Consider the following 24,759-nt stretch of genomic DNA (forward strand, 5'->3'; position numbering starts at 1 on the left):
CGCCGCCGGCTGCGGACGGCCGGGCCGAGTGCCGGACGAGAACGGACGAGAACGGAGCGCACCTTGACGACCATCCCCGTCACCGTCGACCGCCGCGAGGGCCCGTACGGGGAGGTGGTCCTGCGCAGACGCTCCACGGCGCAGGACGACGACGTCTACGAGATCATCGCCAACGGCACCTTCCTGATGGACACGTCCGACGGACGCTCGGAGCGGCTCCTGGTCGACGCGGCGATGGCGGCGCTCCCGGAAGCGGCGCGCGACTCGGGCCCGGCCGTCCTCATCGGCGGCCTGGGCGTCGGCTTCTCGCTCGCGCACGCCGCCGCCGACCCCCGCTGGCGCCGGATCGCGGTCGCGGAACGCGAGGAGGCGGTCATCGACTGGCACCGCGCGGGCCCGCTGGCGGCGATCTCGGGCCGGGCGCTCGGGGACGAGCGCACCGTGATCCTGCACACGGACCTCCTGGCGTACCTCCGCACCACCCCGGACACGTACGACGCCCTCTGCCTGGACATCGACAACGGCCCCGACTGGACGGTCACCGAGGACAACGAATCCCTGTACTCGGCCCAGGGGTTGGCGGTCTGCAAGGACCGTCTGGCACCCGGCGGGATCCTCGCCGTGTGGTCCGCCCGGCCGTCCGCCGATTTCGAAGAGTCGTTGCGGAATGCCGGATTCAGCGGGGTACGGACCGAAGAGATCCCGGTTGCCCGGGGCGTCCCCGACGCGGTCCACCTCGCCGTCCGGCCTGCGTAGCCGGGACGCCGCCGGTACCTCTAGGCTGCTGCACCGACATCGGCGACGCGAGGCGGGGCAATGGAGCAGACACACACCACTCACCAGGGTGCGGCGACTCCGGGGGCCCAGCGGCGGGTCCTTGTCGTCGAGGACGACGCCACCATCGTGGAGGCCATCTCGGCGCGGCTGCGCGCCGAGGGCTTCCTGGTGCAGACGGCGACCGACGGCCCCGCAGCGGTGGACGCGGCGGAGGCCTGGCAGCCGGACCTGATGGTCCTCGACGTGATGCTGCCCGGCTTCGACGGCCTGGAGGTCTGCCGCCGGGTCCAGGCCCAGCGCCCCGTCCCGGTCCTGATGCTCACGGCCCGTGACGACGAGACGGACATGCTGGTCGGCCTCGGCGTCGGCGCCGACGACTACATGACGAAGCCGTTCTCGATGCGCGAGCTGGCCGCCCGGGTGCACGTCCTGCTGCGCCGGGTGGAGCGCGCCGCGCTGGCGGCGGTCACCCCGCGCAGCGGCATCCTGCGGCTGGGCGAGCTGGAGATCGACCACGCGCAGCGCCGGGTCCGGGTCAGGGCCGAGGACGTGCACCTGACGCCGACCGAGTTCGACCTGCTGGTCTGCCTGGCGAACACGCCCCGCGCGGTGCTCTCCCGCGAGCAGCTGCTGGCGGAGGTGTGGGACTGGGCGGACGCCTCCGGCACCCGGACCGTGGACAGCCACATCAAGGCGCTGCGCCGGAAGATCGGCGCCGAGCGCATCCGCACGGTCCACGGGGTCGGCTACGCGCTGGAGACCCCGGCGCCGTGAACCGGCCGCGGCGGGACGCCGGCCACCGCCCGCGGCGGGAGCGGCACCGGATAGTGATCTCGATCAAGACCAAGCTGGGCGCCCTGGTGGTCGGGGCCGTGCTGCTGACCTCGTGCCTGGCGCTGGTCGCGATCCGCACCTCGACGGAGTTCCGCTACATCACGATCTTCGCGATGATCGCGACCCTGCTGATCACCCAGTTCGTGGCGCAGTCGCTGACCGCGCCGCTGGACGAGATGAACACGGTGGCCGGGTCGATCTCCCGCGGCGACTTCAGCCGCCGGGTGCGCGGCGCGGACCGCCGGGACGAGCTGGGCGACCTCGCCCTGACGATCAACCGCATGGCGGACGACCTGGAGGCGGTGGAGCGGCACCGCAAGGAGCTGGTGGCGAACGTCTCGCACGAGCTGCGCACGCCCATCGCCGCACTCCGCGCGGTGCTGGAGAACGTGGTGGACGGGGTCTCCGAGGCCGATCCGGAGACGATGCGGACGGCCCTGAAGCAGACCGAGCGGCTCGGCCGGCTGGTGGAGACGCTGCTCGACCTGTCACGGCTCGACAACGGTGTCGTGAAGCTCAGGACGCGCCGTTTCGAGGTCTGGCCCTACCTTTCCGGGGTGCTGCGGGAGGCGAACCTGGCGGCCTCCCAGCGCGGCCTGACCACCAGCTCGGGGCTCCACAACCGGACGGACGTGCACCTGCACCTGGACGTGTCGCCGCCGGAGCTGACCGCGCACGCGGACGCCGAGCGGCTGCACCAGGTGATGGCGAACCTGATCGACAACGCGGTGAAGCACTCGCCGCCGCACGGCCGGGTGACCGTACGGGCCCGGCGCGGGCCGTTCCCGGACTCCCTGGAGGTGGAGGTCGAGGACGAGGGCCCGGGCATTCCGGAGGCGGAGCGGCACAAGGTCTTCGAGCGCTTCAACCGGGGCGCGGTCCGCGCCCAGCAGGGCCCCGGCAGCGACGGCGGCACGGGGCTGGGCCTCGCGATCGCCCGCTGGGCGGTGGATCTGCACGGTGGCCACATCGGGGTGGCCGAATCGTCACGGGGATGCCGCATCAGGCTCACCCTTCCGGGCAGCCTTCCGGCGCGAGATTGACGTAGGGTTCGAACCGGAAGCAGGCGTTCTGCGTGTACCCGTACGAGCACTCGTACGAGAGACGCGCGTGACGTGGTCAGGAACAGGTCAGGGATGCGCCCCCAGGGGGGCCGCACCCGCGCTTTCCCCTACCCGTACGAGGGCAGAACCACGCTTGTTTCCCGCCATTCATGGCACTGAAACACCCCGTCAAGTGTGACTTGCGCGACGTTGGAGTGCCCGGCCTGCACCTCCCGGCCAGGGAGGCGTAGCCTTTATTTCCGCTGTCCATCACCTTGTGAAGCGGAAGAGGGCGGTTGCCGCCGTGTCGTCTCAGTCCCCCAGTACCCCGAGCTCCCCGACCGACCAAAGCGGGCAGGGAAAGTCTCCTGCCGCCGCCTTCGGTGCCAATGAGTGGCTCGTCGACGAGATCTACCAGCAGTACCTCCAGGACCCGAATTCGGTCGATCGTGCCTGGTGGGACTTCTTCGCCGACTACAAGCCCGGCGCCGCGGAGGCCCCCGCCGCCCCGGCCGCCACCACGCCGAGCGCCTCCAGCGCGCCCGTGACGCCGCAGACGGGCCCCGCACAGGCCGCGCCTGCCGCCGCTCCGGCCGCCACGGTGCCGGCCCCGGCCCCGGCTCCCGCGAAGCCCGCCGCGGCGCCCGTCGCCCCGGCCGCGGCTCCCGCGAAGCCGGCCGCCGCGGCTCCGGCCCCGGTCAAGGCCAAGGAGGCCACCGAGGCCCCCGCCGGCCCCGAGCTGGTCACCCTGCGCGGTCCGGCCGCCGCGGTCGCGAAGAACATGAACGCCTCGCTGGAGATGCCGACGGCCACGTCCGTCCGCGCCGTCCCGGTGAAGCTGCTCTTCGACAACCGCATCGTCATCAACAACCACCTGAAGCGCGCCCGGGGCGGGAAGATCTCCTTCACCCACCTCATCGGCTACGCGATGGTGCAGGCCATCAAGGCCATGCCGGCGATGAACCACTCCTTCGCGGAGAAGGACGGCAAGCCGACCCTGGTCAAGCCGGAGCACGTGAACTTCGGCCTCGCGATCGACCTGGTGAAGCCGAACGGCGACCGCCAGCTCGTCGTCGCCGGCATCAAGAAGGCCGAGACCCTGAACTTCTTCGAGTTCTGGCAGGCCTACGAGGACATCGTCAAGCGCGCCCGCGTCGGCAAGCTGACGATGGAGGACTTCACCGGCGTCACGGTCTCGCTGACCAACCCCGGCGGCCTCGGCACCGTCCACTCCGTCCCGCGTCTGATGCCCGGACAGTCGGTCATCATGGGCGTCGGCTCGATGGACTACCCGGCCGAGTTCCAGGGCACCTCCCAGGACACCCTGAACAAGCTGGGCATCTCGAAGGTCATGACCCTGACCTCGACCTACGACCACCGGGTCATCCAGGGCGCCGCCTCCGGCGAGTTCCTGCGGATCGTCGCCAACCTCCTCCTCGGCGAGGACGGCTTCTACGACGACGTCTTCAAGTCGCTGCGCATCCCCTACGAGCCGGTCCGCTGGCTCAAGGACATCGACGCCTCGCACGACGACGACGTCACCAAGGCCGCGCGCGTCTTCGAGCTGATCCACTCCTACCGGGTCCGCGGCCACGTCATGGCCGACACCGACCCGCTGGAGTACAAGCAGCGCAAGCACCCCGACCTGGACATCACCGAGCACGGCCTCACCCTGTGGGACCTGGAGCGCGAGTTCGCGGTCGGCGGCTTCGCCGGCAAGTCGATGATGAAGCTCCGCGACATCCTCGGCGTGCTCCGCGACTCGTACTGCCGCACCACCGGCATCGAGTTCATGCACATCCAGGACCCGAAGCAGCGCAAGTGGATCCAGGACCGCGTGGAGCGCCCGCACGCCCGCGTGGAGCGCGAGGAGCAGCTGCGCATCCTGCGCCGCCTGAACTCGGCCGAGGCCTTCGAGACCTTCCTGCAGACGAAGTACGTCGGCCAGAAGCGCTTCTCCCTGGAGGGCGGCGAGTCCGTCATCCCGCTGCTCGACGCGGTCATCGACTCCGCCGCGGAGTCGCGCCTCGACGAGGTCGTCATCGGCATGGCCCACCGCGGCCGCCTGAACGTCCTCGCCAACATCGTCGGCAAGTCGTACGCGCAGATCTTCCGCGAGTTCGAGGGCAACCTCGACCCGAAGTCGATGCACGGCTCCGGCGACGTCAAGTACCACCTGGGCGCCCAGGGCACCTTCACCGGCCTGGACGGCGAGCAGATCAAGGTCTCGCTCGTCGCCAACCCCTCCCACCTGGAGGCGGTCGACCCGGTCGTGGAGGGTGTCGTCCGCGCCAAGCAGGACGTCATCAACAAGGGCGGCACGGACTTCACCGTCCTGCCGGTCGCCCTGCACGGCGACGCGGCCTTCGCCGGCCAGGGCGTCGTGGCCGAGACGCTGAACATGTCGCAGCTGCGCGGCTACCGCACCGGCGGCACGGTCCACATCGTCATCAACAACCAGGTCGGCTTCACGGCGGCTCCCGAGTCGTCCCGCTCCTCCATGTACGCCACCGACGTGGCCCGCATGATCGAGGCGCCGATCTTCCACGTGAACGGCGACGACCCGGAGGCCGTGGTCCGCGTCGCGCGGCTCGCCTTCGAGTTCCGCCAGACGTTCAACAAGGACGTCGTGATCGACCTCATCTGCTACCGCCGCCGCGGTCACAACGAGGGCGACAACCCGCAGTTCACGAACCCGCAGATGTACACCCTGATCGACAAGAAGCGCTCGGTGCGCAAGCTCTACACCGAGTCCCTGATCGGTCGCGGCGACATCACCCTGGAAGAGGCGGAGCAGGCGCTCCAGGACTTCCAGGGCCAGCTGGAGAAGGTCTTCGCGGAGGTCCGCGAGGCCACCGCCGCCCCGGCCTCCCCGCAGGTCCCGGACGCGCGTCCCGAGTTCCCGGTCGCCGTCACCACGGCGGTCTCCGCGGAGGTCGTGAAGCGGATCGCCGAGTCGCAGGTCAACATCCCGGAGCGGATCACGGTCCACCCGCGTCTGCTCCCGCAGATGCAGCGCCGTGCCGCCTCGATCGACGACGGCACCATCGACTGGGGCTTCGGCGAGACCCTCGCCATCGGCTCGCTGCTGATGGAGGGCACCCCGGTCCGCCTGTCGGGCCAGGACTCCCGCCGCGGCACCTTCGGCCAGCGCCACGCGGTCCTCGTGGACCAGGAGACCGGCGAGGACTACACCCCGCTGCTCTACCTGGCCGAGGACCAGGCCCACTACAACGTCTACGACTCGCTGCTCAGCGAGTACGCGGCGATGGGCTTCGAGTACGGCTACTCGCTGGAGCGCCCGGACTCCCTGGTCATCTGGGAGGCCCAGTTCGGTGACTTCGTCAACGGCGCGCAGACCGTCGTCGACGAGTTCATCTCCTCGGCCGAGCAGAAGTGGGGCCAGACCTCCGGCGTCACGCTGCTCCTGCCGCACGGCTACGAGGGCCAGGGCCCGGACCACTCGTCCGCGCGCCCGGAGCGCTTCCTCCAGATGTGCGCCCAGGACAACATGACGGTCGCCATGCCGACGCTGCCGTCGAACTACTTCCACCTCCTGCGCTGGCAGGTGCACAACCCGCACCACAAGCCGCTCATCGTCTTCACCCCGAAGTCGATGCTGCGTCTGAAGGCCGCGGCGTCGAAGGTCGAGGAGTTCACCACCGGCGGCTTCCGCCCGGTGATCGGCGACGAGACGGTCAACCCGGCGGACGTCCGCAAGGTCGTCTTCTGCGCGGGCAAGGTCTACTACGACCTGGAGGCCGAGCGTCAGAAGCGCGGCGACACGGAGACCGCGATCATCCGCCTCGAGCGCCTGTACCCGCTGCCGGGTGCCGAGCTCCAGGCCGAGATCGCCAAGTACCCGAACGCGGCGAAGTACATCTGGGCCCAGGAGGAGCCGGCGAACCAGGGTGCCTGGCCGTTCATCGCGCTCAACCTGATCGACCACCTGGACCTGGCGGTCGGCGCGGACATCCCGGCGGGCGAGCGCCTGCGCCGGATCTCCCGCCCGCACTCCTCGTCCCCGGCGGTCGGCTCGGCCAAGCGCCACCAGGCCGAGCAGGCGCAGCTGGTCTCGGAGGTCTTCGACGCCTGAGTCGGAGCCCGAGCACCACGGAGGCCCGGCACCCCCTCGGGGTGCCGGGCCTCCGGCGTGTCCGCGACCGCTCACGGGCTCGCGCGGGAGCCCCCGCACGGACTCAGAGGAAGGCCTCGAAGTCCCAGTACGGGCGGATCCGCTGACGGGCCGACAGGGTGTGCGGGTGCTGGGCGCCGAGGGTGCGGGTGAGGGTCAGCAGGGCGTCCTCCTCCAGCTTCCCGGCCTCCTCGGTCTCGCGCAGGCCGCGCAGGTCGGTGGCGAGCGCGATCTGGCAGGACAGGGTGAGCGGATGCTCGCCGCCGAGGGTGTGCCGGGCCCGGCGCAGGGCGTCGCGGCTGAGCTCGGCGGCGTCGGCGACCCGGCCGTTGAAGTTGCGGGCCGCGCCGGCGTTGAGGGCGCAGCCGAGGACCCACGGGTGGTCGGGGCCGAGGGAGGCGGTCAGCCCGGCGAGGGACGCCTCCAGCATCGCGAGCGCGTCGGCCCGCTCGCCGGCCGCCTGCATGACCAGCCCCGTGCTGGACAGCATGCCGGTGGCGAAGGGATGGGCCGGGCCGAGGAGCGAGCGGTAGCCGGCCTCGGCCTCGTTGATGAGGTCCCTGGCCTGGGCGAGGTCGCCGTGCTCGCGCAGGAAGCTGCCGTAGTCGTTGATGAACGCGAGCGTGACGTAGTGGCCCCGGCCGTGGACCTGTTCCAGCTGGTCGAGGGCGGTGGCCATCATGGCGCCGATGTCCCGCTGGAAGCCGCCCTCCCGGCGCCGGCACAGGGTCAGCTGCGCGCGGGCCTTGAGCGTCTGCGGGTGCAGCGGCCCGAGGACCTGGACGTGCATCTTCAGGTTGGACTCCTGGCGGGCCAGGGCGTCCCGGTAGCGGCCGAGCAGACGCAGGTCCTGGGCGAGGGCGATGCCGGAGTTGAGGGTGTTGGCGTGGCGGGGGCGCAGGACGGTCTCGCGGGTGGCGAGGGTCTCGACGTCGAGGTCGTACGCCTCCTGGTAGCGCCCGAGGAGCCGCAGCCCGAGGCCGAGGTTGAAGCGGGCGACGAGGGTGACGAACTCGGTGTCGCCGAGCAGCCTCCTGGACTCGTCCAGGACTTCGCGCTGGAGGGTCTCCGCCTCGCCGTACTGGCCGAGGTGGCGCAGGTCGCTGGCGATGGCGCCGCCGCAGAGCATGACGCCGAGCTCGTTGACGGGGGCGTCCTGGGTGAGCCGTTCCCGCAGGGCGTGGTCCAGCTGGTGCGCCTCGCGGAACCGGCCGCTGGAGCGCAGGACGTTGCCCTCCTGGGTGGTCAGGTCGAGCATGGGCTGGGCGAGCGGCGGCATGAACGCGCTCCAGCAGGCCCGGATCTTCTCGGCGAGCCGGGCGCCGGCCGTGTACTCGCCGCTGCGGTAGCAGTAGCGCAGGCAGTTGAGGACGGCGGTCTGGACGCGCGGGTTGTGGCTTTCGAGGGCGCCGGAGGGCTCCAGGTGGGGCAGGAGTTCGGCGTAGCGGGGCCAGTGGCGGCTGTCCATCGGGTTGCCGGGGTCGGCCTCGGCGAGCAGCGTGCGGATGGCCTTGCGGTGGGCGGCCCGGTGCGGGCCGTCGGTGAGCCGGGACACGATGTCGTGGACGAGCCGGTGCATGTGCACCGACTCCTGGTGCGGGCCGAGCTCGTTGGCGGGTCCGCGCGCGTCGCGGGTGAGGACGGAGAAGTTGACCAGGGTGTCGAGGGCCCGGCTCCAGGAGGGCAGGTCCGTGGTCATCCAGCGCAGGTCCTCGGGAAGTTCGGCCTGCGGGTAGGCGCGGACGATGCCGAGGGGGATGCGGCCGGGGGCGAAGGAGGCGCACAGGCTGAGGATCTCGACGGCCTGCGGCTGGGAGCGTCGGAGCCGGTTGATCAGTATCGACCAGGAGGTGAGGGAGGCGTGCGGGAAGCCGTCGACGGCGGCGGGCTCGTCGACGGTGGACAGCCGGCCCTCACGGACCATCCGCAGGTACTCGGGGACCTCCATGCGGGACTCGCCGAGCCAGGCGGCGGCCTGGACGAGCGGCAGGGGCACGTCGCCGAACTCGGCGGCCACCTCGTCGGCCTCGGGGGCGGTGACGTGCGGGGCGCGGCGCATCAGGTAGCCGGTGGACTCGGCCCGGTCGAAGCTGGGCACCTGGAGGATGTCGGTGTACTCGCCCCAGCCGCGGTTGCGCGAGGTGACGAGGACGTGGCCGGGGCCGTGCGGCAGCAGGACCTCGGCGTCCTTGGTGTCGTCCCAGCCGTCGAAGACGACGAGCCACTTGCCGTGCGGGTCGCCGCGGCGCAGGGCCTCGCGGACGGCGCGGATGCGTTCGCCGGGTTCGGATCCGGCGGGGAGGCCGAGGACGGCGGAGAGTTCGCCGAAGCGGTCGCGCTGGACGTTGCGGTCGTCCGAGCTGACCCACCAGACGACGTCGTAGTCGGGGCTGAAGCGGTGGGCGTACTCGGCGGCGATCTGGGTCTTGCCGATTCCGGACATGCCGAGGAGCGTGCAGGCGGCGTTGCCGCGCTCGGCGTCCATGAGCCGCTGCTGGAGCTCGGTGAGGAGGTCGTCCCGGCCGGTGAACCGCGGATTCCGGCGGGGGACGTCGCCCCAGATCTCGGGGGGCGTGTCGGGGTAGCGGACCAGGGAGCCGTGCTGCACGCGGCGGGAGGCGGAGCGGCGCGGCTCGATGCCGAGCCTGCTGAGCAGCCGGGCCTCGGCCTCCTCCTCGCCGATGCCCCACAGGCTGACGGGTTCGAGGACGGCGGTGGCGGGCAGCAGTGGCCGGTTGGTGAGGTTGACGGCGGCGAAGCGGTCGGCGTGGCCGGCCACGAAGCCGCGCAGGACGTCGTTCCATTCGCCGGCGGGGCGCGGGCCGAGTTCGAAGAACCAGTCGTTGAGGACGAGGAGGACCTGGCCCCGGGCGAGCAGCAAGTCGCCGAGGGAGTCCTCCAGGGGGACCTCGCGGGGCGGGTCCCAGCGTTGCAGGGTGTTCCGGATGCCCTGGAGGTCGAGTCGCTGTGCGATCCAGGCGGCCCAGGGGCGGTGATAGCCCGGAAAGACCACCAGGACATGTTCCGGCGCCGTCGCGGCGCCCGTCCGCCCTTGTTCCGTCATCGCGTCTCCCTATCCGCTCCCGTGCCACGGTCTGTCGGCATTCTGCTACACCGTGTTATCAAAGAGATCTTCGGACTCCGCCGAGGCTCGCATGATGCCTCCGCATTTGGTTCACGAACTCCCGCCCCGCGATGGTCAGTTCATCGGATTCAAGCAGGATCTCCAAGGCTCCGCCCACCTGAACGTGGAAGCGCTCGAACCGCTGTCCCGCGCGCGCCCGCCACGCCCTCGGAGCGCCGTCGGACTCCACCGCGCGCCACCACAGGTCGGTGAGGGCGAGATGGGCGTAAGCCCCTTGCAGGACCCCGGCGACGGGCCGCGGGTCCGAGCGCCAGCCCACCCGGTGCACGGCCGCCCGGCCGGACCGGTGCAGCGGTACGAGCTCGTGCAGGGCGGCCAGTTTGCTGTGGTGGATCTCGTGGACGAGGGTCTCGGCCATCGTCCGCGCGCTCGTGGGCATCGAGGCGAGGACGGCGCCGGGAGCCGCCCGCAGCGTGGCGCTCATCGGCACCGCGGGCGGGCCGCCGGCGCTGAGCGGGACGACCGCCCGGACGGTCCGACGGACCTCGGCCGCGCGGACCGGGTCGACGCGGACGAGCAGCTGCTGGGCGCCGCGCCAGTGGCGCGTCCAGGCCTGGGCGTCGGTGACGGCCCGGTCGGTGGCGGTACGCGGCGGAGCGCCGATCCCGCCGGGCGGCACCCGGTACGGGTCGAGGTCGTCGAGCAGCGCGGTGGCACCGGGCAGCACGCGCAGACCGCTCCAGGTGGGGCCGAGCCCGGCGAGCCGTCCGGTGCCGGGGTGGGCGAGGAGGAGCGCGCCGTGCGCGGTCCGGGCGCCGTCGGGGGCGATCCAGGCCACCCGGGCGCGGGACCGGATCCGGGCCCGTTCGGCGCCGATGCGGAAGCGGCCGACGCCGGCCAGGGAGAGGACGCCCTGCGGCGCGAGGACCCGGAGGTCGAGGGCGCAGCCGGCCCGCAGTGCGGCGGTGACGGCGATGGACTCGAAGCGGCCCAGCCGCCGGCCCAGCTCCGCGCCCGTGGCGGCCCCGAGGGCGGCGGCCAGCCAGGCGCCGGTGGTCGGATAGTCGAGCACGTCGCGGACCACCACGGGGTGGGCCCGCTCGGCCCGTTCGAGCAGCCGCCAGGCGTCGTCGAAGCCGCGTACCGCGCCCGGGTCGATCTGGTCCCGCTCGCGCTGCACCCGGATGAGCAGGGCCTTCAGCAGCAGCTGCCGGCGGCCGCGCAGACCGGCGTGGAGCGCGGACATGCCGACGACGGCGGGCCCGGTCCTGGCCAGTTCGGCGAACTCGGCTTCGGTCAGGGGGGCGGTCGTCACCGCGCGCCCTCTCCGGCGAGGGGCCGCCCGGGCCGGAAACTGACCGGAAACCGCCGGTCGGCGAGGGGTGCTTCAGGGATTGCCCTCACTGACCCAGGACTCCCCGAGCTCCAGGGGCCGGCCGAGGACCCGCTCGGCCTCGGCCACGACCTCGGGATGGTCGAGGACCCGCAGGGTACGCAGGTCGACGGCGGCGAGGTCGGGCGGGGGTGCGGGCGGCGATCCGGCCTCCCGGCCGGCACCGGTCGTCGGCCACTGCGTGTGCTCCAACACCCTCTGCTCCTCCTCACCGACCCTTGTCCCCCACGGTCGTAGCGGCGCAGCGGTTCTTCCCGACGCCAAGAACTCAGAAACCCGTTCGACTCAACTGCGCCCATTCACGCCCCCGTTATCAAGCCGTTCCGTTTCCGCCGTCTCTCCCCGGCCCTCCGGCTACCCCTCCGTCCCGCTCCACGCCCACCACGGCGGCGCGATCCGGCGCCGGTCCGCCCGGGAGAGCCGGTCGGGCCGCTGCCGCGGGTTCGCCTCGACCTCGGCGAGGAGGGTCCTGGTGCGTTCCACGTCCGCCCAGTCGAGGGGTGTCAGGGCGGCGTCGAGCCGGCGCCACTGTCCGGCCGCGGAGCGCAGCACGGTGGTGGCACGGCCGGTCCGGCCCATCAGGTAGAGGACGGCGCCCTGGGCGTGCAGCGCGCGGGCCGCGGTGACCGTGCCGGGGACCTCGCCGCGGGCGGTGCGGGCGTCCTCGGCGGCGCGCTGGTAGGCGGTGAGCGCGTCGGCGAGCTGGCCGTCCCGGGAGGCCTCGCTCATCTGGAGCCGGACCCAGCCCAGTTGCAGCCACACCTCCGCGCGGGGGCCGGGTTCGCGCGCGCCGCGGACGGCCTGGTCGAGGAGGTGGCGGCTCTCGTACAGGTCGGGCAGGAAGCCCGCGCGGTCGAAGCGCAGGGCGAGCACGCTGCCGATGAGGACCCGCGCCCGGGAACGGGCGGGATCGGCGGCGGGCAGGCAGGTGAGGGCCTCGCGGAGCACGGACTCGGCCCGGTCGACGGGTTCGGTGCCGGTCCCGGCGGCGGCGCGGCGCATCAGGGACTCGCCCCAGGTCATCAGGAGCCGGCCGCGCTGTTCGCCCTCGGCGGGGGTGAGCAGGGTGGCCTGTTCGTACGCCTGGTCGGCGGCCGGGCCGTCGCCGGTGGCCTCGTACAGCCGGGCCCTGGCGGTGGTCCAGCGCAGCCGCAGCGCGAGGGAGTCGCCCAGCAGCGGCTCGGCCCGGTCGAGCGCGTCGGCGACCGCCCCGGGCGGCGAGGCGGCGAGGTGGAGGGCGTCGGCCAGGTCGAGCAGGACCGGGCCGCTCTCCTGGAGGGCCAGCGCGGCGGTGAACGCGGCCGCGGCGGCCGTCCCGTCGCCGCGGGCGAGCAGCAGCCGTCCCCGGCGCACGAGGAGGGCGGGGCGGTGACCGTCCGGCCAGCCGGTCGCGTCCGGGGCGGCCCCCGGCTCCGTGCCGAGCGCGGCGAGGGCCGCGTCCAGGTGGGCGGCCTCGCCCGTGTGCCGCCACAGGGCGTGGTGGGCGGCGGCCTGTTCGAGGCGGGCCTCCGCCCAGGGGGCACCGCCGGGCGGGGTCAGCTCTCCGGCCCGTACGAGCTCGGCCACGGCCCGGGTGAGCAGCTCCCGGCGCTGTCCCGCGTCCCGTGCGGCGAGGGTGCCGGCCTGCGCGTACAGCGTCTGGCCGAGGACGAGGAGGGCGCCGGCGGTGTCCTCGGAGGCGCCGGCCCGGTCGGCCGGGTCCTCGCCGCCCAGGGCGGCCTCGGCCAGCTCGCGGGCGGCGGCGAGCAGCGAGGGGTCGGACTGGGCGCGCCACTGGTCGAGCAGGCGGCGGGCGCGGACGAGCGGGTCGGGGGTGACGAGGTCGGGCTGATAGAAGCGCAGCACGCGCGCGGGGATGCGGGCGAAGAGCTCCGTCCCGGCGTCGGCCGGTTCCTCGGCCTCCTCCCCCGGTCCGACGGTGCCGGCCGGCTCCTCCTCGGTGCCGTGTCCGGCGAGGCGGGCGGCGGCGAGGGCCGGGAAGTTGCGCATGCCCTGGCCGAAGTTGCGCTCGACGAACTCGGAGACGTGCTTCAGGACGAGCGCGGCGGCGCCCCGGTCGAGCGAGCCGAGCAGATGCTCCTGGACGGTCCGGGGGTAGCTGAAGCAGGGGTACGGGGTGGGCCCGGGCAGCCGTCGCAGCAATCCGCTGAGCAGCACCTCCGCCAGCTCCATGGGGCCGGTGTCGGGGAGCATGGCGCGCTGCACGAGCTGCATCACGGGCAGGGCGAGCGGGGCGGCGGCGAGGTGGACCGCGAGCCGTACCGCGCCCGGGGAGGCGCCCGCGCGGAAGGCGCGCAGGAGCTCCTCGTCGCCGCGCCGGGCGGTCCTGGCCGCGCCGGCGCCCGGGGGGCGCGCGGGCTCGGGGCCCATCCGGGCGGCCCAGCCGCGGACCGGGCCGCCGCCGTGTCCGGTGAGCAGCCGGGCCCAGGAGGCGAAGGCCTCGGGGGTGGGGGTGAGCACGGGCACGGCCCGCAGGTCGGGGGCGACCGGCTCCCAGGGGGCCTCGTCGGGCTCGAAGCGCGGCTGCCCGCCGGGGGCGGCGGGGCGCAGCAGGGTGCCTGGTTCGACGGGCAGGGCGGTGCGGGACCAGAGGCGGGGCGGCAGCGGCTGGACGAGGGCGAGCGGGGACTGGCGGGGCCACTGGTGGATGAGCCGCTGGGCGGCGCCGCGCTGCCAGAGGGGGCCCACGCAGTCGCTGACGATGAGGGTGAGGCGGCGGCCGGTCGGGTCGTGCAGCTGGTCTCCGGGGCGCAGCCGCGGCCGGCCGTCGGGGTCGGAGGTGGTGGTGACGAGCGGCGGGCCCTCGCCGGTGTCGTGGAGGCGGTGCACCTGGACGTCCCGGAAGGCGCCGGACTGCTGGCAGGCCTGGCGCAGTTCCTCGACCATCCGGGTCCACACGACCATGGCGGGGCCGGTGTCCATGAGGAGCTGGATGTCGGGGCGCCGGCCCGCGGCGGGGCGGAGCACCGGCGTGAGGATGCCGGAGGCTGCGCTGTGCTCGGCGGTGGCGTCCTCGTCCAGCCGTCCCTCGCCGGGCCGGGTCGGGAAGAGGGCGGCGTAGTGGCGCAGCGGGCGCAGCGCCTTCTGCAGGCCGAGGAGTCCGGGCAGCGCGTTCGCCCCGGGGGCGCGGACGGGGAGGGCGGCGCCGGAGCGCACGGCGGCCCCGCCGGTGCCGCCGCGGCCCGTGCTGTCGTAGCGCATCCGCAGGTCGACGGTCTCGGTGGCGCGGGCCGGCGGGTCGGTGGGGACGGGTGGTGTCCGCGGGACGGTGGCGGTGTCCTCGCCGGTGGCCTGATCCGTATGGTCCTCGGGGTGTCCGGGCAGCGCGGGGCCGGGCGGCCGGCCCTCCGGCCGCTCCTCCGGGTCGGCCCGCGGCAGCCACTGGGCGAGCCAGACGGCGTCCGCGACCTCCTCGGCGGTCGGGTCCTGGCCGCCGGCCCGCATTCTGCGGGTGAGTTCTTCCAGGTGCATCCGGCTCGTCCGGTGCATCCGGCCATCACCTCGGCTGATCGAGCGGCTGCATGAGCATGTCCGCGATGCGTTCCCGGGTCACCCGCTCGGTGCGGGGGGCGTGCTGGGTCAGGTAGAGGGCGTTGAGCAGCTGGTCGGTGGCGATGACCTCGCCGGGCTCCCGGTCGAGGAAGCGGTCGACGAGGCCGGGTTCGGCCGCGGCGGCGTCGGGGCCGAGGTGGGCCTCGATCATGGCGCCGAGCTGCTCCTCGCCGGGGGCTTCGAGCTCCAGCCGGATGCAGCGGCGCAACAGGGCGGCGGGGAAGTCCCGTTCGCCGTTGGAGGTGAGGACGATGAACGGGAAGGTGGTGCAGCGGACCCGGCCGCCGTACACGGGCACCTTGCGTCCGTCGTCGGTGAGCACCTCCACGACCGGTTCGCGGTCGGCGAGCCGCTCCAGCTCGGGGATGGCGAACTCGCCCTCCTCCAGGGCGTTCAGCAGGTCGTTGGGCAGGTCGAGGTCGCTCTTGTCGAGCTCGTCGATGAGCAGCACGCGGGGCAGCTCGGAGGGGAGCAGCGCGGTGCCGAGCGGGCCGAGCCGGAGGTACGAGCCGATGCCGGCCGGACTCGCGGCGGCGGGGGCGGCGTCCCCCGCGTCGGCGCGGGCGCGCTCCAGCTGGACGTCCTGGAGGCGGCCGATGGCGTCGTAGCGGTAGAGCCCGTCCTGGAGGGTGGTGCGGCTGACGATGGGCCAGCGCAGGACCCGGCCGAGGCCGAGCTCGTGGGCGACGGCGTGGGCGAGGGTGGACTTGCCGGTGCCGGGGTTGCCGGTGACCAGGAGCGGGCGGCGCAGGTAGAGGGCGGCGTTGACGGCGTCGGTCTCGGCGGGCCGGGGGTGGTGGTTCTGGACCAGCCTGCGGCGCACGCCGAGCCGCCGGTCGGAGCCGGCCAGGGTGTCGTCGGCGCCTCCGGCGGAGAAGTCGCGCCAGGGCGGCGGGGCGGGCAGCCGCCGTATCTCGTCGTGCGGATGGCCGGCACCACGGTAGATCCGCCAATCGTTCACGCCTGACTCCTCCTGGCAGTGGTGATGTCGCCGGCCTCCTCGAAGGTACCGTTCGACCGGCTGGTCTGCCGACGTTCAATCCAGTCCGGTGATGGGCGAGTTGGGGCGGAGCGCGGGGGCGGGCGTGAGATCCCGCGCGCGGGGCGCGTGCTCCGGTGCGCCGGGTTCCGGGTCCGGCCCTTCGGGCCCTTCAGATCCGTCAGACCTGTGGGACCCGTCAGACCTGTGGGACCCGTCAGACCCGTGGGACCTGTGGGACTCTTCCGGCCTGTCCGGCCCGTCAGACCTCGTCGGCCCGTCCGGCCCGTCAGACGCGTCAGGCCCGGCTGGTCCATCCGGCCCGTCACGCCCGTCAGGCCCATCGGGGGCGTCAGGCCCCGCCGGCCCGTCCGGAGCGCGGCGGCGCTCACCGGTCGCCCTCGCCGAGCAGCGGCGGCCCCTGGAGGAGATCGTCGAAGGGCGGCCGGTCCGGGGGGTCGTAGAGCACGGCCAGGTCCTCGGCCCAGGCGTGCTCGGACCGCTCGGCCGGGTCGGCCTCCGCGTCGGCGACCCGCATCCGCAGGGTGCGCACCGGCTGGTGCAGGCCCTCGGCGGAGTCGGCCTTCGCCAGCAGTTCGCCGACCTTGGTGTGGAACTCGGCGCAGTCGCCGTGGTCGCGCGCTCCGTGCCGCCAGAGGGCGATGGGGTGTCCGGCGGCGAGCGCCACGTCCATCGCGCGGTGGCCGTCGCCGCCGCCGACCCGGCCGCAGTAGACGGGCACGCTGCCGTCGACGACCCCGCCGAGCCGCTCGTAGGCCCCCATCCGGCTCTCCCTGCGGACGTGCGGGGCGTGTGCCTCGCTGCCCGCGGCGAGGACCTCGGCGCGCAGCGGCACGGCCCGCAGGGGCCCGCCCTCGCTGCCGCGCCAGCGCTGCCGCCACTCGGGCGAGGGCGGGTGGTGGCTGCGCTGCCGGTCCCTCAGGACGACGATCCGGCGCTGGCCGAGCGGGAGGGAGCGCTCGCCGAAGTGCTCCTCCTCGGGCGTGAGCCGCCAGGTGTCGAGCGGCAGGTCGAACAGCTCGCGCGGCAGCACCACTTCGACGGCGGCCAGATGGTCCCCGCTGTCGCCGCGCCGGAGGGCGTCCACGAGCGGGGCGCGCAGGGTGTCCTGGAGGTGGTCGCGGGTCACCCCGTCGTCCTTGCCGCTCAGCGGGCTGACCGTGTGCCCGTCGAAGAGGAGCATCATGCGCCAGGTGTAGCGCTGCGGGACGGACCACGGGACGGCGTCGACCTCGATGCGCACGTCGGCACGGGCCCCGGCCTCCCGCGCGGGGCGGCCGACGGGCTCCGTGGAACCGGTGGGTCCCGCATGGTCCGTGTGCGTCGCGTCGTCCGCGTCGGCGCCGCCCGTCCGGGGCGCCTCGGGGTCGAGGAGGCCGGCGATCTCCTCCTGGACGGCCCCGTGGGCGCCGCCGGACTCGTCGGCGATCCAGTCCTCCAGCCGCTGGAGGCCCTCCATGCCCGGCCCGGAGCCGTACCGGTCGGTGAGGTGCCGGACGATCTGCGCGGCGTAGAGGAGGACGGCGTCGAGCCCGAGGTCGGTGGTGCCGGGCCGGTTCTCCTGCTGGGTGGCGTGGAGTTCGTGCAGCAGGCCCACGCCGTCGCGCCAGGTGCGGGCGTCGGCCTCCAGGACGGCCTGGTAGTCCGGGTGCAGGACCCGGCGCTTGACCGCGTCGACGAGCGCCATGACCTCGCCGGGGCCGGTGGGCGGCGGGAGTTCGGCGAAGCGGCCGTAGAGCTGGGCGCGGCGGACGGGGCTGACGCCCCGCGCGGTGGCGGGCCACAGCTCCATCTGGGCGGCGGTCCAGGTGCGGCCCCCGCGCGGGGAGCGGAAACGGGCGAGGTGGTGGCGGTCGTGGGCGCGCAGCACCTCGTGGAGGATCTCGCCGCCGGGCACGTCGTGGAGCTCGCGCAGGGCGGTGAGCGGAACGGCGGCGCCCTCGTCGCGGCCGCGGCCCTTGTTGACCCCGATGACCGCGCCGCGGCGCAGGTCGACGACGGGGCCCCCGGAGACGCCTTCCACGGGGAGGCTCCAGCGCAGCAGGAGGGCGCCGCCGTCGACGGCGTGGGCCTCTCCCTCGGCGTGCCGGATCCGGACCTCGCCGGTCTGCCGGGACCAGCCGTGCAGGCTGATCGGGGTCGGGGTGGTGGGCGGGCGCTCACTGAGCCGGACGCAGGCGGCGGCCTGGGCGTCGGGGACGTGGACGAGGGCGAGGTCGGGGAAGTCCCAGCGGGCCGGGACCTCTTCGGGCGTGGCGGGGCGGGGCTTGGCCAGCACGACGCGGCCCGTGGTCTCGCCGCCCTCCCAGGTGATGCCGACGGCCGGCTCGTCCCTCCACACCGCGCTCCCCCCTTTCGCCACGACGTGGGCGCAGGTCAGCACCCAGCCGGGGGCGATGAAGAAGCCCGTGCCCCAGTACGGGTCGCCGTGCGGGTCATACCCGCCACCGGGAGCGGCGATGCGTACGAGTGCGGGGCGCACGAGAGCGTCGAAGGAGCTCATGCCGCGCCATCGGCCGCCGTGGGCCGCAGGGGGCCGGTGTCGGGGGCGTGTTGCGGAGCGTGTTGCGGGGCGGTCCGCGGGCCGCTCTCCGGAGCGTTCCCCGGAGCGTTCCCCGAGGCGTTCCCCGAAGAGTCCCCTGGGACGCTCCCCGAGGCGTTCTCCGGGGAGGCGGCGGGCGGGGGCACGGATCCGGCGGGCGCGGGGCCGGGTTCGGTCCAGGTGAGGGAGACGTTGACGGAGGCCTTGCCGCCGCCGTCGGCGAGGACCCCGATCACCTTGCCCGCCTGCGCGGAGAGTTCGATGCCGAAGCTGACGGCGACCTCGACGGGCGACTGCGGGTCGATGCCCGCGCGCAGCGAGCCGACCACCCCGCGCACCACGTCGGTGAGGCCGCCCGCCATGGACACGACCCGGTCGCCGATGCTCCCGATGCCGGTGTCCTGGAAGCCGGTGCCCCGGTCCAGTTCCTCCGCGGCGCTGATCCGGGCCCAGACGGGCGTCCCGTCGTCCAGTCGAATGCGAGCGATTCCATGCGTCACAGCGGCCCCCGCTCCCCGAAACGATGATGAAGAAGGCTAGTGCGTGGTGCGGAGGAGGAACAGGGGACGCCATGGAGCCGTCCGGGCACGGCCTATTCTGATCGCATGTACTTCACCGACCGTGGCATCGAGGAACTGGAGAAGCGGCGAGGCGAGGAAGAGGTCACTTTCGAGTGGCTCGCCGAGCAGCTGCGGACCTTCGTCGACCTGAACCCCGACTTCGAGGTGCCCGTCGAGCGCCTCGCGACCTGGCTGGCCCGTCTCGACGACGAAGACGACGACGAAGACTGACGCCGACCGACGAGGAATGAGGGACCGGTCGGCGGGCCCGCCGGTCAGGCGGCGTCGCCGCGCAGCCGGTCGTAGGCGAGCCCGAGGGCTCCGTGGGCGACCAGGAGCACACCGGCCGTCGTCCAGCCGCCGCTGCGGCGGCCGATCCCCCAGGCGAGCAGCGGCACTCCGGCCGCGAGCTGGGCCGCGCCCAGGAGGCGGGCCTTCGGGCCGCGCAGGTACGGGCCGAGGCGGCCGCCCTCCACGGCGTCGAGCTCGGCGCGCACGGCGTCGCGCCAGCCGTGCCATTCGAGGGCTTCCGCGCCCTGGACGCGGGCGACGGAGCGGAGCCGGTCGGCGCTCTCGCCGGGGGCGAGGCCGGTGGGCAGGGCGAGTCCGACGCGCGCGAGGACGGCGGTGATGCCGACGAGCCGGGTGTCGGCGTCGGCGTCCGGGTCGGGCCGGGTGAGCGGTTCGAGGGCCTGGACGTCGAGGACCGGGTCGAGGCCGAGGCGGGCGGCGAAGGTGCGCATGGCCTCGTCCTCGCCGACGGGGGTCCCGTCGGCGAGCCAGGTGTAGCCGACGGTGCGCCGGAATCCGGCCGCGAGGGTGATCCCGGCGCGTTCCGCGTCCCACCACAGGGCGAGGACGGGCCAGGTGGCGGCGGAGACGGCGAGGGCGGTGGCCCAGCCGGTGACGACGCGTTCGACGGGCTCGCCGTCGTCGAGCCAGGGCTTGCCCTCCGGTACGAGGACGCTCCACTCGGGTCCCGCGGGGGCGAGGAGCAGCCGCTCCCTCAGCAGCTGGGCCGGCGGGCGGACCGCCGGGGGCTCGGCACGGCAGAGCAGCAGCGCTCCGGCGGGGCGGGGTCCCGAAGTGGCGTTCATGGCCCCTACGCTAGGCCAATTTGTCCAAGTATCGCGCCACATGCCCACCCCTGCCCCGCCCTCGGGTCCCCCGACGACCCCTGTCAGGGGTGATTCGGGGTTGACGTGACCCGACCGCGATATATCGTGTCTATCGAGAGACGCGATATGTTGCGTCGTCTCGCGGCTCGTCCGGAGCCGCCAGTCCGCACACGGGAGGCCAGCACCATGACCGAGTGGTCCGTCACCGAACCGCAGAAGCTCCCGCTGACCGACCCCGTGACCCGGCTCCGCATCCGCGTCGTCAACGGCACGGTCAACGTCGTGGGCACCGACGAGGGTTCCGCCCGCCTGGAGATCTCCGAGATCGAGGGCCCCCCGCTCATCGTGAGCCAGGACGGCTCCACCCTGACCGTGAGCTACGAGGACCTGCACTGGAAGGGCCTCCTCAAGTGGCTCGACCCCAAGGGCCACCGGCGCCGTGCGGTCGTCTCGGTCGCCGTCCCCGCCGGGGCCGACGTCGAGGTCGGGGTGGTCGGCGCCGAGGCCGTGATCTCCGGCATCAGGGGGCGCACGGAGGTCCGCGGCGTCACCGGGGACACCACCCTGGTCAAGCTCTCGGGGCCGGTCCGCGCCGAGACCGTCTCGGGCAACCTGGAGGCCCAGTCCGTCACGGGCTCGCTCCGGGTCAACTCGGTGACCGGGGACGTGACCGTGTTCGAGGGCGCCGGCACGGCGGTGAAGGCCGATACGGTCAGCGGGGACATGGTCGTCGACCTGGACCCGGCCGCGGGCCTGGACGGTCCGCCCGCCGACATCCGCCTCACCAGCGTCTCCGGCGAGGTCGCCATCCGGCTGCCGCACCCGGCCGACGCCACGGTCGAGGCCAGCACCACCAGCGGCGGCGTCTCCAACGCGTTCGAGGACCTGCGGGTGGGCGGCCAGTGGGGCGCCAAGTCCATCACCGGCACCCTCGGCGCCGGCCGGGGCACGGTCCGGGCCACCACGGTCTCCGGCTCCATCGCCCTGCTGCGCCGCCCCGAGCCCGAGCCCGACGGCGACGGCTGGACCGCCACCCCCTCCGCGTCCGGAAAGGCCCTCTGACATGCCGCCCGTCTTCGCCCACGGTCGACTCCGCCTCTACCTGCTCAAGCTGCTCGACGAGGCCCCCCGCCACGGGTACGAGGTGATCCGCCTCCTGGAGGAGCGGTTCCAGGGCCTGTACGCGCCCTCGGCGGGCACGGTCTACCCGCGGCTCGCCAAGCTGGAGGCCGAGGGCCTGGTCACGCACGCCACCGAGGGCGGCCGCAAGGTCTACTCGATCACCGACGCGGGCCGGGCCGAGCTGGCCGGCCGGGGCGGTGAGCTGGCCGACCTGGAGGTGGAGATCCGCGAGTCCGTCTCCGAGCTGGCCGCCGAGATCCGCGACGACGTCCGCGGCGCCGCGGGCAAGCTGCGCAGCGAGATGCGGGAGGCGGCGACGGCCTCCCGCTCCAAGGAGTCCTCCTCCTTCGCCGACGCCAGGGAGGAGCTGCGCAGGGCCCGGCAGGAGTGGCGGGAGCAGACCCGCCAGGCCCGCGCGGAGGCGCAGTCGGCCAAGCGCCAGGCCAAGGAGTTCCAGCGGATCGCCCGCCAGGTACAGGAACAGGTGCAGGAGCAGGTCCAGGAGCAGGTCTCGCGCGGCGAGTGGCCGAAGGACGTCTGGAAGGGCATCTCGGACATCACGGCCCAGCTCGGCGACCTGGTGACGGGCGCGTCCCACGACCGGACCGCCGGCCGCTCCACGGACCGGACGGCGGCGCCCGCGCCGGAAGCCCCGGGCCCGGAGGACTCCCCGGCCTCGAAGCGCCTCGCGCCGGAGCACACCCCGGCCCGGGACCAGGCCCTGACCCCGGAGTACGCCCCGGGCCGGGCCGGCGGCCGGGCGCACGCCGTCGCCGACTGGGCCGCGGACATAGAGGCCGGGGGCGAGCCGGCCCGCGAGCTGGACCGGCTCCTGGACCGCTTCCGCGACGAGGTGCGCGACGCGGCCCGCGACCACGGCGTGCGCCGCGAGCAGCTGGCCGAGGCGCGCCGCCACCTGGCGAGCGCGGCCACGGAGCTCACCGCCCTGCTGCGCCCCGGCACGAGGAGCTGACGCCCGGGGCCCGCCCCGGGCCCGGGCCCGGAGCCGCCCCAGCCCCGCCCCTGGTCGCGCCCGCCCGGGGCCGGCCCCTCGCCGGCGCCCGTCAGCCCCGGGTGACCGTGACCGTCACCCGGGCGCCGGGGGCGGCGAGCACCCAGGCGCGGCCCTCGGCCTTGCGCAGCACGAACGCCCTCCCCCGGGCCGCGACCTGCCACGCGCCCGGGGGCAGGGAGAGCTCGGTGATCCGGGAGCCGTGCCGGCTCGGGGAGTCGTAGGTGAGCCGGAAGACGCCGGCGGCCGCGTCGTACGAGGAGGAGCGGACCGCGCCGGCGACGGCCTCCGCGTACGGCTCGGCGGTGAGCTCCTTGTTCGTGCGGAAGGCTCCGGTGCCGTCCACCGCGCAGTAGCCGCCGCCGTAGCACCACTCCCAGCCCGCCCAGCCGGAGCTGTAGCGGCCGAGCGAGGCCATGGCCTCGCGGTAGAAGCGGTTCATGTTCGGCCGGGAGTTGTTGAGCGGGCCCCACTCCCCCACCACCACCGGGACCTTGTACTGCTTGGGGTAGAGGGTGACGGCCTGCTCGTAGTTCTCGATCCAGCGGGCGGAGGGGTCGTAGTCGCCGCCCGCCTCCATGGTGCCGTTGTAGAAGTGCGGCGCGTAGACGATCTTCGGGTCGTCGATCCGCCCGAGCCCGGTCGGCACGCCCTCGCCCACGATCGGGGTGGGCTCGACGAAGATCCAGCCGTCGCGGTCGACCGCGCGGATCGCGTCCGCGATCCGGTTGTACATCGGGGTCAGCTGCTCCCGCTCGATCCGGCGGGCGGCGGTCGGCAGGTCCTCGCCCTCCCGGAGTTCGCCCATGGGCTCGTTGATCGGGTCGTAGCCGAGGACGGCCGGGTGGTCGCGGAAGCGCTCGGCCAGCACCCCCCACATCCGGGCCTGGGCGCGGCGCAGGTCGGCGTCCTCGTAGAGATGGGTGAAGGCGCGCTGCACGGCGGGCTCGAAGTACTCGGAGAACCAGTCGTCGGGGTGCGGGGTGAAGGGCAGTCCGTCGGTCCTGGTGGCCCAGGCGGGGATGCCACGGGAGCCGAACGCGGGCCCGAAGACGTCCTGGTGGGCGTCGAGGACGACCTTCACGTCGTACTTCCGCGCCCAGCCGAGGACCCGGTCGATCTTCCGCAGGTACGCCTGGCTGTACTGACCGGGCCGCGGCTCCAGGTCGTCCCAGAAGACCAGCAGGCGGGCGAAGTTGAAGCCCTTGGCGCGCATGTCGCGGAAGTGGCGCTCGGTGATGCCGCTCAGGGCCTGGTCGCCGCTGTGCGACTTGTCCGCCAGGTTCCAGCCGCGCAGGGTGAGGGCGCGGCCGCGGGAGTCGGTGAGGGCGGGGATCCCGTCCCCGGCCGTCCCGGCGCCCTTCTCGGAGGGCGGGGCGGCCTGTGCGGCCGTCGGGGCGAGGAGCGCGGTGACGACGGCGGTCGCCACGAGGGTGGTACGCAACAAGGAGGACCTCCGGCACGTGGAAGTGAGCATTGTTCACGTTTCGCGTGCCGGAGATCCCATCAGCACTACCGGTGAGTCATCAAGAGGTCGTCAGCACGATCTTTCCGAAGAGTTCGCCCGAGGCCATCTTCTCGAAGCCCTCGCGGGCCCGGTCCAGCGGCAGCACCTCGTCGATCACCGGGCGCAGACCGGTGGCCGCGCAGAAGGAGAGCAGGTCCTCCAGCTCGTCCTTGGAGCCCATGGTCGAGCCGACCACCTTCAGCTCCAGGAAGAAGATCCGGGTCAGCTCGGCGTGCGAGGGCCGGTCGCCGCTGGTGGCGCCGGAGATGACGAGCGTGCCGCCCGGACGCAGCGACTTGACCGAGTGCGACCAGGTGGCGGCGCCGACCGTCTCGATGACCGCGTCCACCCGCCGGGGCAGCCGCGCCCCGGGCTCGTACGCCTCGACGGCGCCGAGCTCGACGGCCCGCTTGCGCTTGGCCTCGTCCCGGCTGGTCGCGTACACCCGCAGGCCGGCCGCCTTGCCGAGCGCGATGGCGGCGGTGGCGACGCCACCGCCCGCTCCCTGGACGAGGACCGAGTCGCCGGGCCGTACCCCGGCGTTGGTGAAGAGCATGCGGTACGCGGTGAGCCAGGCGGTCGGGAGGCAGGCGGCCTCCTCGAAGGACAGCTCCTTGGGCTTGGGCAGCACGTTCCAGCTGGGCACGGTCACCCGCTCGGCGAAGGTGCCCTGGTAGCGCTCGGTCAGGATCGAGCGGGGCTCGTCCGGGCCGACGCCGTGGCCGGTCTGGCCGATGACGGAGTGCAGGACGACCTCGTTGCCGTGCTCGTCGATCCCGGCGGCGTCGCAGCCGAGGATCATCGGCAGCTTCTCCTCGGGCAGTCCCACCCCGCGCAGCGACCACAGGTCGTGGTGGTTGAGCGAGGCGGCCTTGACGGTGACGGTGGTCCAGCCGGGCCGCACCTCGGGCTCGGGGCGTTCCCCCAATTCGAGGCCGTTCAGGGGCTGGTCGCGGTCGATTCGGGCAGCGTAGGCGGCGAACATGCGCCTGACACTAGGGGCCGACGGGGAGCCCGCGGAACCACGCACGGGTGTGACGCGCGTCCCTCGGCACCGCTCCCGCACGAGCGTGCCCGCC

At 73.9% G+C, this 24,759-nt stretch carries 17 protein-coding genes; 7 read left to right on the forward strand and 10 right to left on the reverse strand.

Going from position 1 to position 24,759, the window contains the following annotated elements:
- The first annotated feature begins 72 nt into the window (after window positions 1-72).
- The 4 genes from ABD981_RS13415 to ABD981_RS13430 all read left to right on the forward strand — a co-directional run bounded on the left by ABD981_RS13415 (window position 73) and on the right by ABD981_RS13430 (window position 6,750).
- Window positions 73-756 (forward strand): spermidine synthase family protein, encoded by a 684-nt coding sequence (locus ABD981_RS13415; protein WP_205628279.1) that lies wholly within the window; start codon window positions 73-75, stop codon window positions 754-756.
- Between the two features lie 60 nt (window positions 757-816).
- Entirely contained in the window at window positions 817-1,551 is a 735-nt protein-coding gene (locus ABD981_RS13420) for a response regulator transcription factor (RefSeq protein WP_046910908.1), read from the forward strand.
- Window positions 1,552-1,601: 50 nt separating this feature from the next.
- Entirely contained in the window at window positions 1,602-2,654 is a 1,053-nt protein-coding gene (locus tag ABD981_RS13425; RefSeq protein WP_205628280.1) for a HAMP domain-containing sensor histidine kinase, read from the forward strand.
- A gap of 304 nt (window positions 2,655-2,958) precedes the next feature.
- Window positions 2,959-6,750: a multifunctional oxoglutarate decarboxylase/oxoglutarate dehydrogenase thiamine pyrophosphate-binding subunit/dihydrolipoyllysine-residue succinyltransferase subunit gene (locus ABD981_RS13430; RefSeq protein WP_345529264.1), complete on the forward strand. Its 3,792-nt coding sequence runs from the start codon at window positions 2,959-2,961 to the stop codon at window positions 6,748-6,750.
- 103 nt (window positions 6,751-6,853) lie between these two features.
- Here ABD981_RS13430 and fxsT read toward each other — a convergent pair whose 3' ends face one another.
- The 7 genes from fxsT to ABD981_RS13465 form a co-directional block, all read right to left on the reverse strand.
- Window positions 6,854-9,853, reverse strand: a complete 3,000-nt coding sequence (fxsT, locus tag ABD981_RS13435) for an FxSxx-COOH system tetratricopeptide repeat protein (RefSeq protein WP_046907267.1) — start codon at window positions 9,851-9,853, stop codon at window positions 6,854-6,856.
- A gap of 58 nt (window positions 9,854-9,911) precedes the next feature.
- Entirely contained in the window at window positions 9,912-11,189 is a 1,278-nt protein-coding gene (locus tag ABD981_RS13440) for an HEXXH motif domain-containing protein (RefSeq protein WP_046907268.1), read from the reverse strand.
- 72 nt (window positions 11,190-11,261) lie between these two features.
- A complete protein-coding gene (locus tag ABD981_RS13445; RefSeq protein WP_131723848.1) occupies window positions 11,262-11,462 on the reverse strand; it encodes a hypothetical protein in 201 nt (66 codons plus the stop codon).
- Window positions 11,463-11,621: 159 nt separating this feature from the next.
- Entirely contained in the window at window positions 11,622-14,756 is a 3,135-nt protein-coding gene (locus ABD981_RS13450; protein WP_131723849.1) for an SAV_2336 N-terminal domain-related protein, read from the reverse strand.
- 7 nt (window positions 14,757-14,763) lie between these two features.
- Entirely contained in the window at window positions 14,764-15,780 is a 1,017-nt protein-coding gene (locus ABD981_RS13455; protein WP_046907270.1) for an AAA family ATPase, read from the reverse strand.
- Window positions 15,781-16,186: 406 nt separating this feature from the next.
- Window positions 16,187-18,322 carry a VMAP-C domain-containing protein gene (locus ABD981_RS13460; protein ID WP_046907271.1) on the reverse strand — a complete coding sequence of 712 codons (2,136 nt, stop codon included), beginning with the start codon at window positions 18,320-18,322 and terminating at the stop codon, window positions 16,187-16,189.
- Window positions 18,319-18,861, reverse strand: a complete 543-nt coding sequence (locus ABD981_RS13465; RefSeq protein ID WP_240495176.1) for a CU044_2847 family protein — start codon at window positions 18,859-18,861, stop codon at window positions 18,319-18,321. Before ABD981_RS13465 ends, ABD981_RS13460 begins: the two co-directional genes overlap by 4 nt.
- 105 nt (window positions 18,862-18,966) lie before the next feature.
- On the opposite strand from ABD981_RS13465, the gene ABD981_RS13470 reads away from it, so the two are divergent.
- The gene (locus tag ABD981_RS13470; RefSeq protein ID WP_046907272.1) at window positions 18,967-19,152 is read left to right on the forward strand and encodes a DUF6104 family protein; all 186 of its coding nucleotides are present in this window, start codon (window positions 18,967-18,969) and stop codon (window positions 19,150-19,152) included.
- A gap of 44 nt (window positions 19,153-19,196) precedes the next feature.
- Here the strand turns inward: ABD981_RS13470 and ABD981_RS13475 are convergent, their stop codons facing one another.
- Window positions 19,197-20,018, reverse strand: coding sequence for a hypothetical protein (locus ABD981_RS13475; protein WP_046907273.1), 822 nt, complete (start codon window positions 20,016-20,018; stop codon window positions 19,197-19,199).
- A 207-nt stretch (window positions 20,019-20,225) separates the two neighbouring features.
- On the opposite strand from ABD981_RS13475, the gene ABD981_RS13480 reads away from it, so the two are divergent.
- Together ABD981_RS13480 and ABD981_RS13485 are read left to right on the forward strand one after the other, a co-directional pair.
- Window positions 20,226-21,101, forward strand: coding sequence for a DUF4097 family beta strand repeat-containing protein (locus ABD981_RS13480; protein ID WP_046907274.1), 876 nt, complete (start codon window positions 20,226-20,228; stop codon window positions 21,099-21,101).
- Between the two features lies 1 nt (window position 21,102).
- Complete coding sequence (locus ABD981_RS13485) at window positions 21,103-22,134, forward strand: PadR family transcriptional regulator (protein ID WP_046907275.1); 1,032 nt, start codon at window positions 21,103-21,105, stop codon at window positions 22,132-22,134.
- Window positions 22,135-22,225: 91 nt separating this feature from the next.
- Here the strand turns inward: ABD981_RS13485 and ABD981_RS13490 are convergent, their stop codons facing one another.
- Entirely contained in the window at window positions 22,226-23,650 is a 1,425-nt protein-coding gene (locus ABD981_RS13490) for a cellulase family glycosylhydrolase (protein ID WP_046907276.1), read from the reverse strand.
- 49 nt (window positions 23,651-23,699) lie between these two features.
- Window positions 23,700-24,665: a zinc-binding dehydrogenase gene (locus ABD981_RS13495; protein ID WP_046907277.1), complete on the reverse strand. Its 966-nt coding sequence runs from the start codon at window positions 24,663-24,665 to the stop codon at window positions 23,700-23,702.
- Window positions 24,666-24,759 lie beyond the last annotated feature (94 nt).

The sequence above is a fragment of the Streptomyces showdoensis genome (genome assembly GCF_039535475.1).
Classification (GTDB): Bacteria; Actinomycetota; Actinomycetes; order Streptomycetales; family Streptomycetaceae; genus Streptomyces; species Streptomyces showdoensis.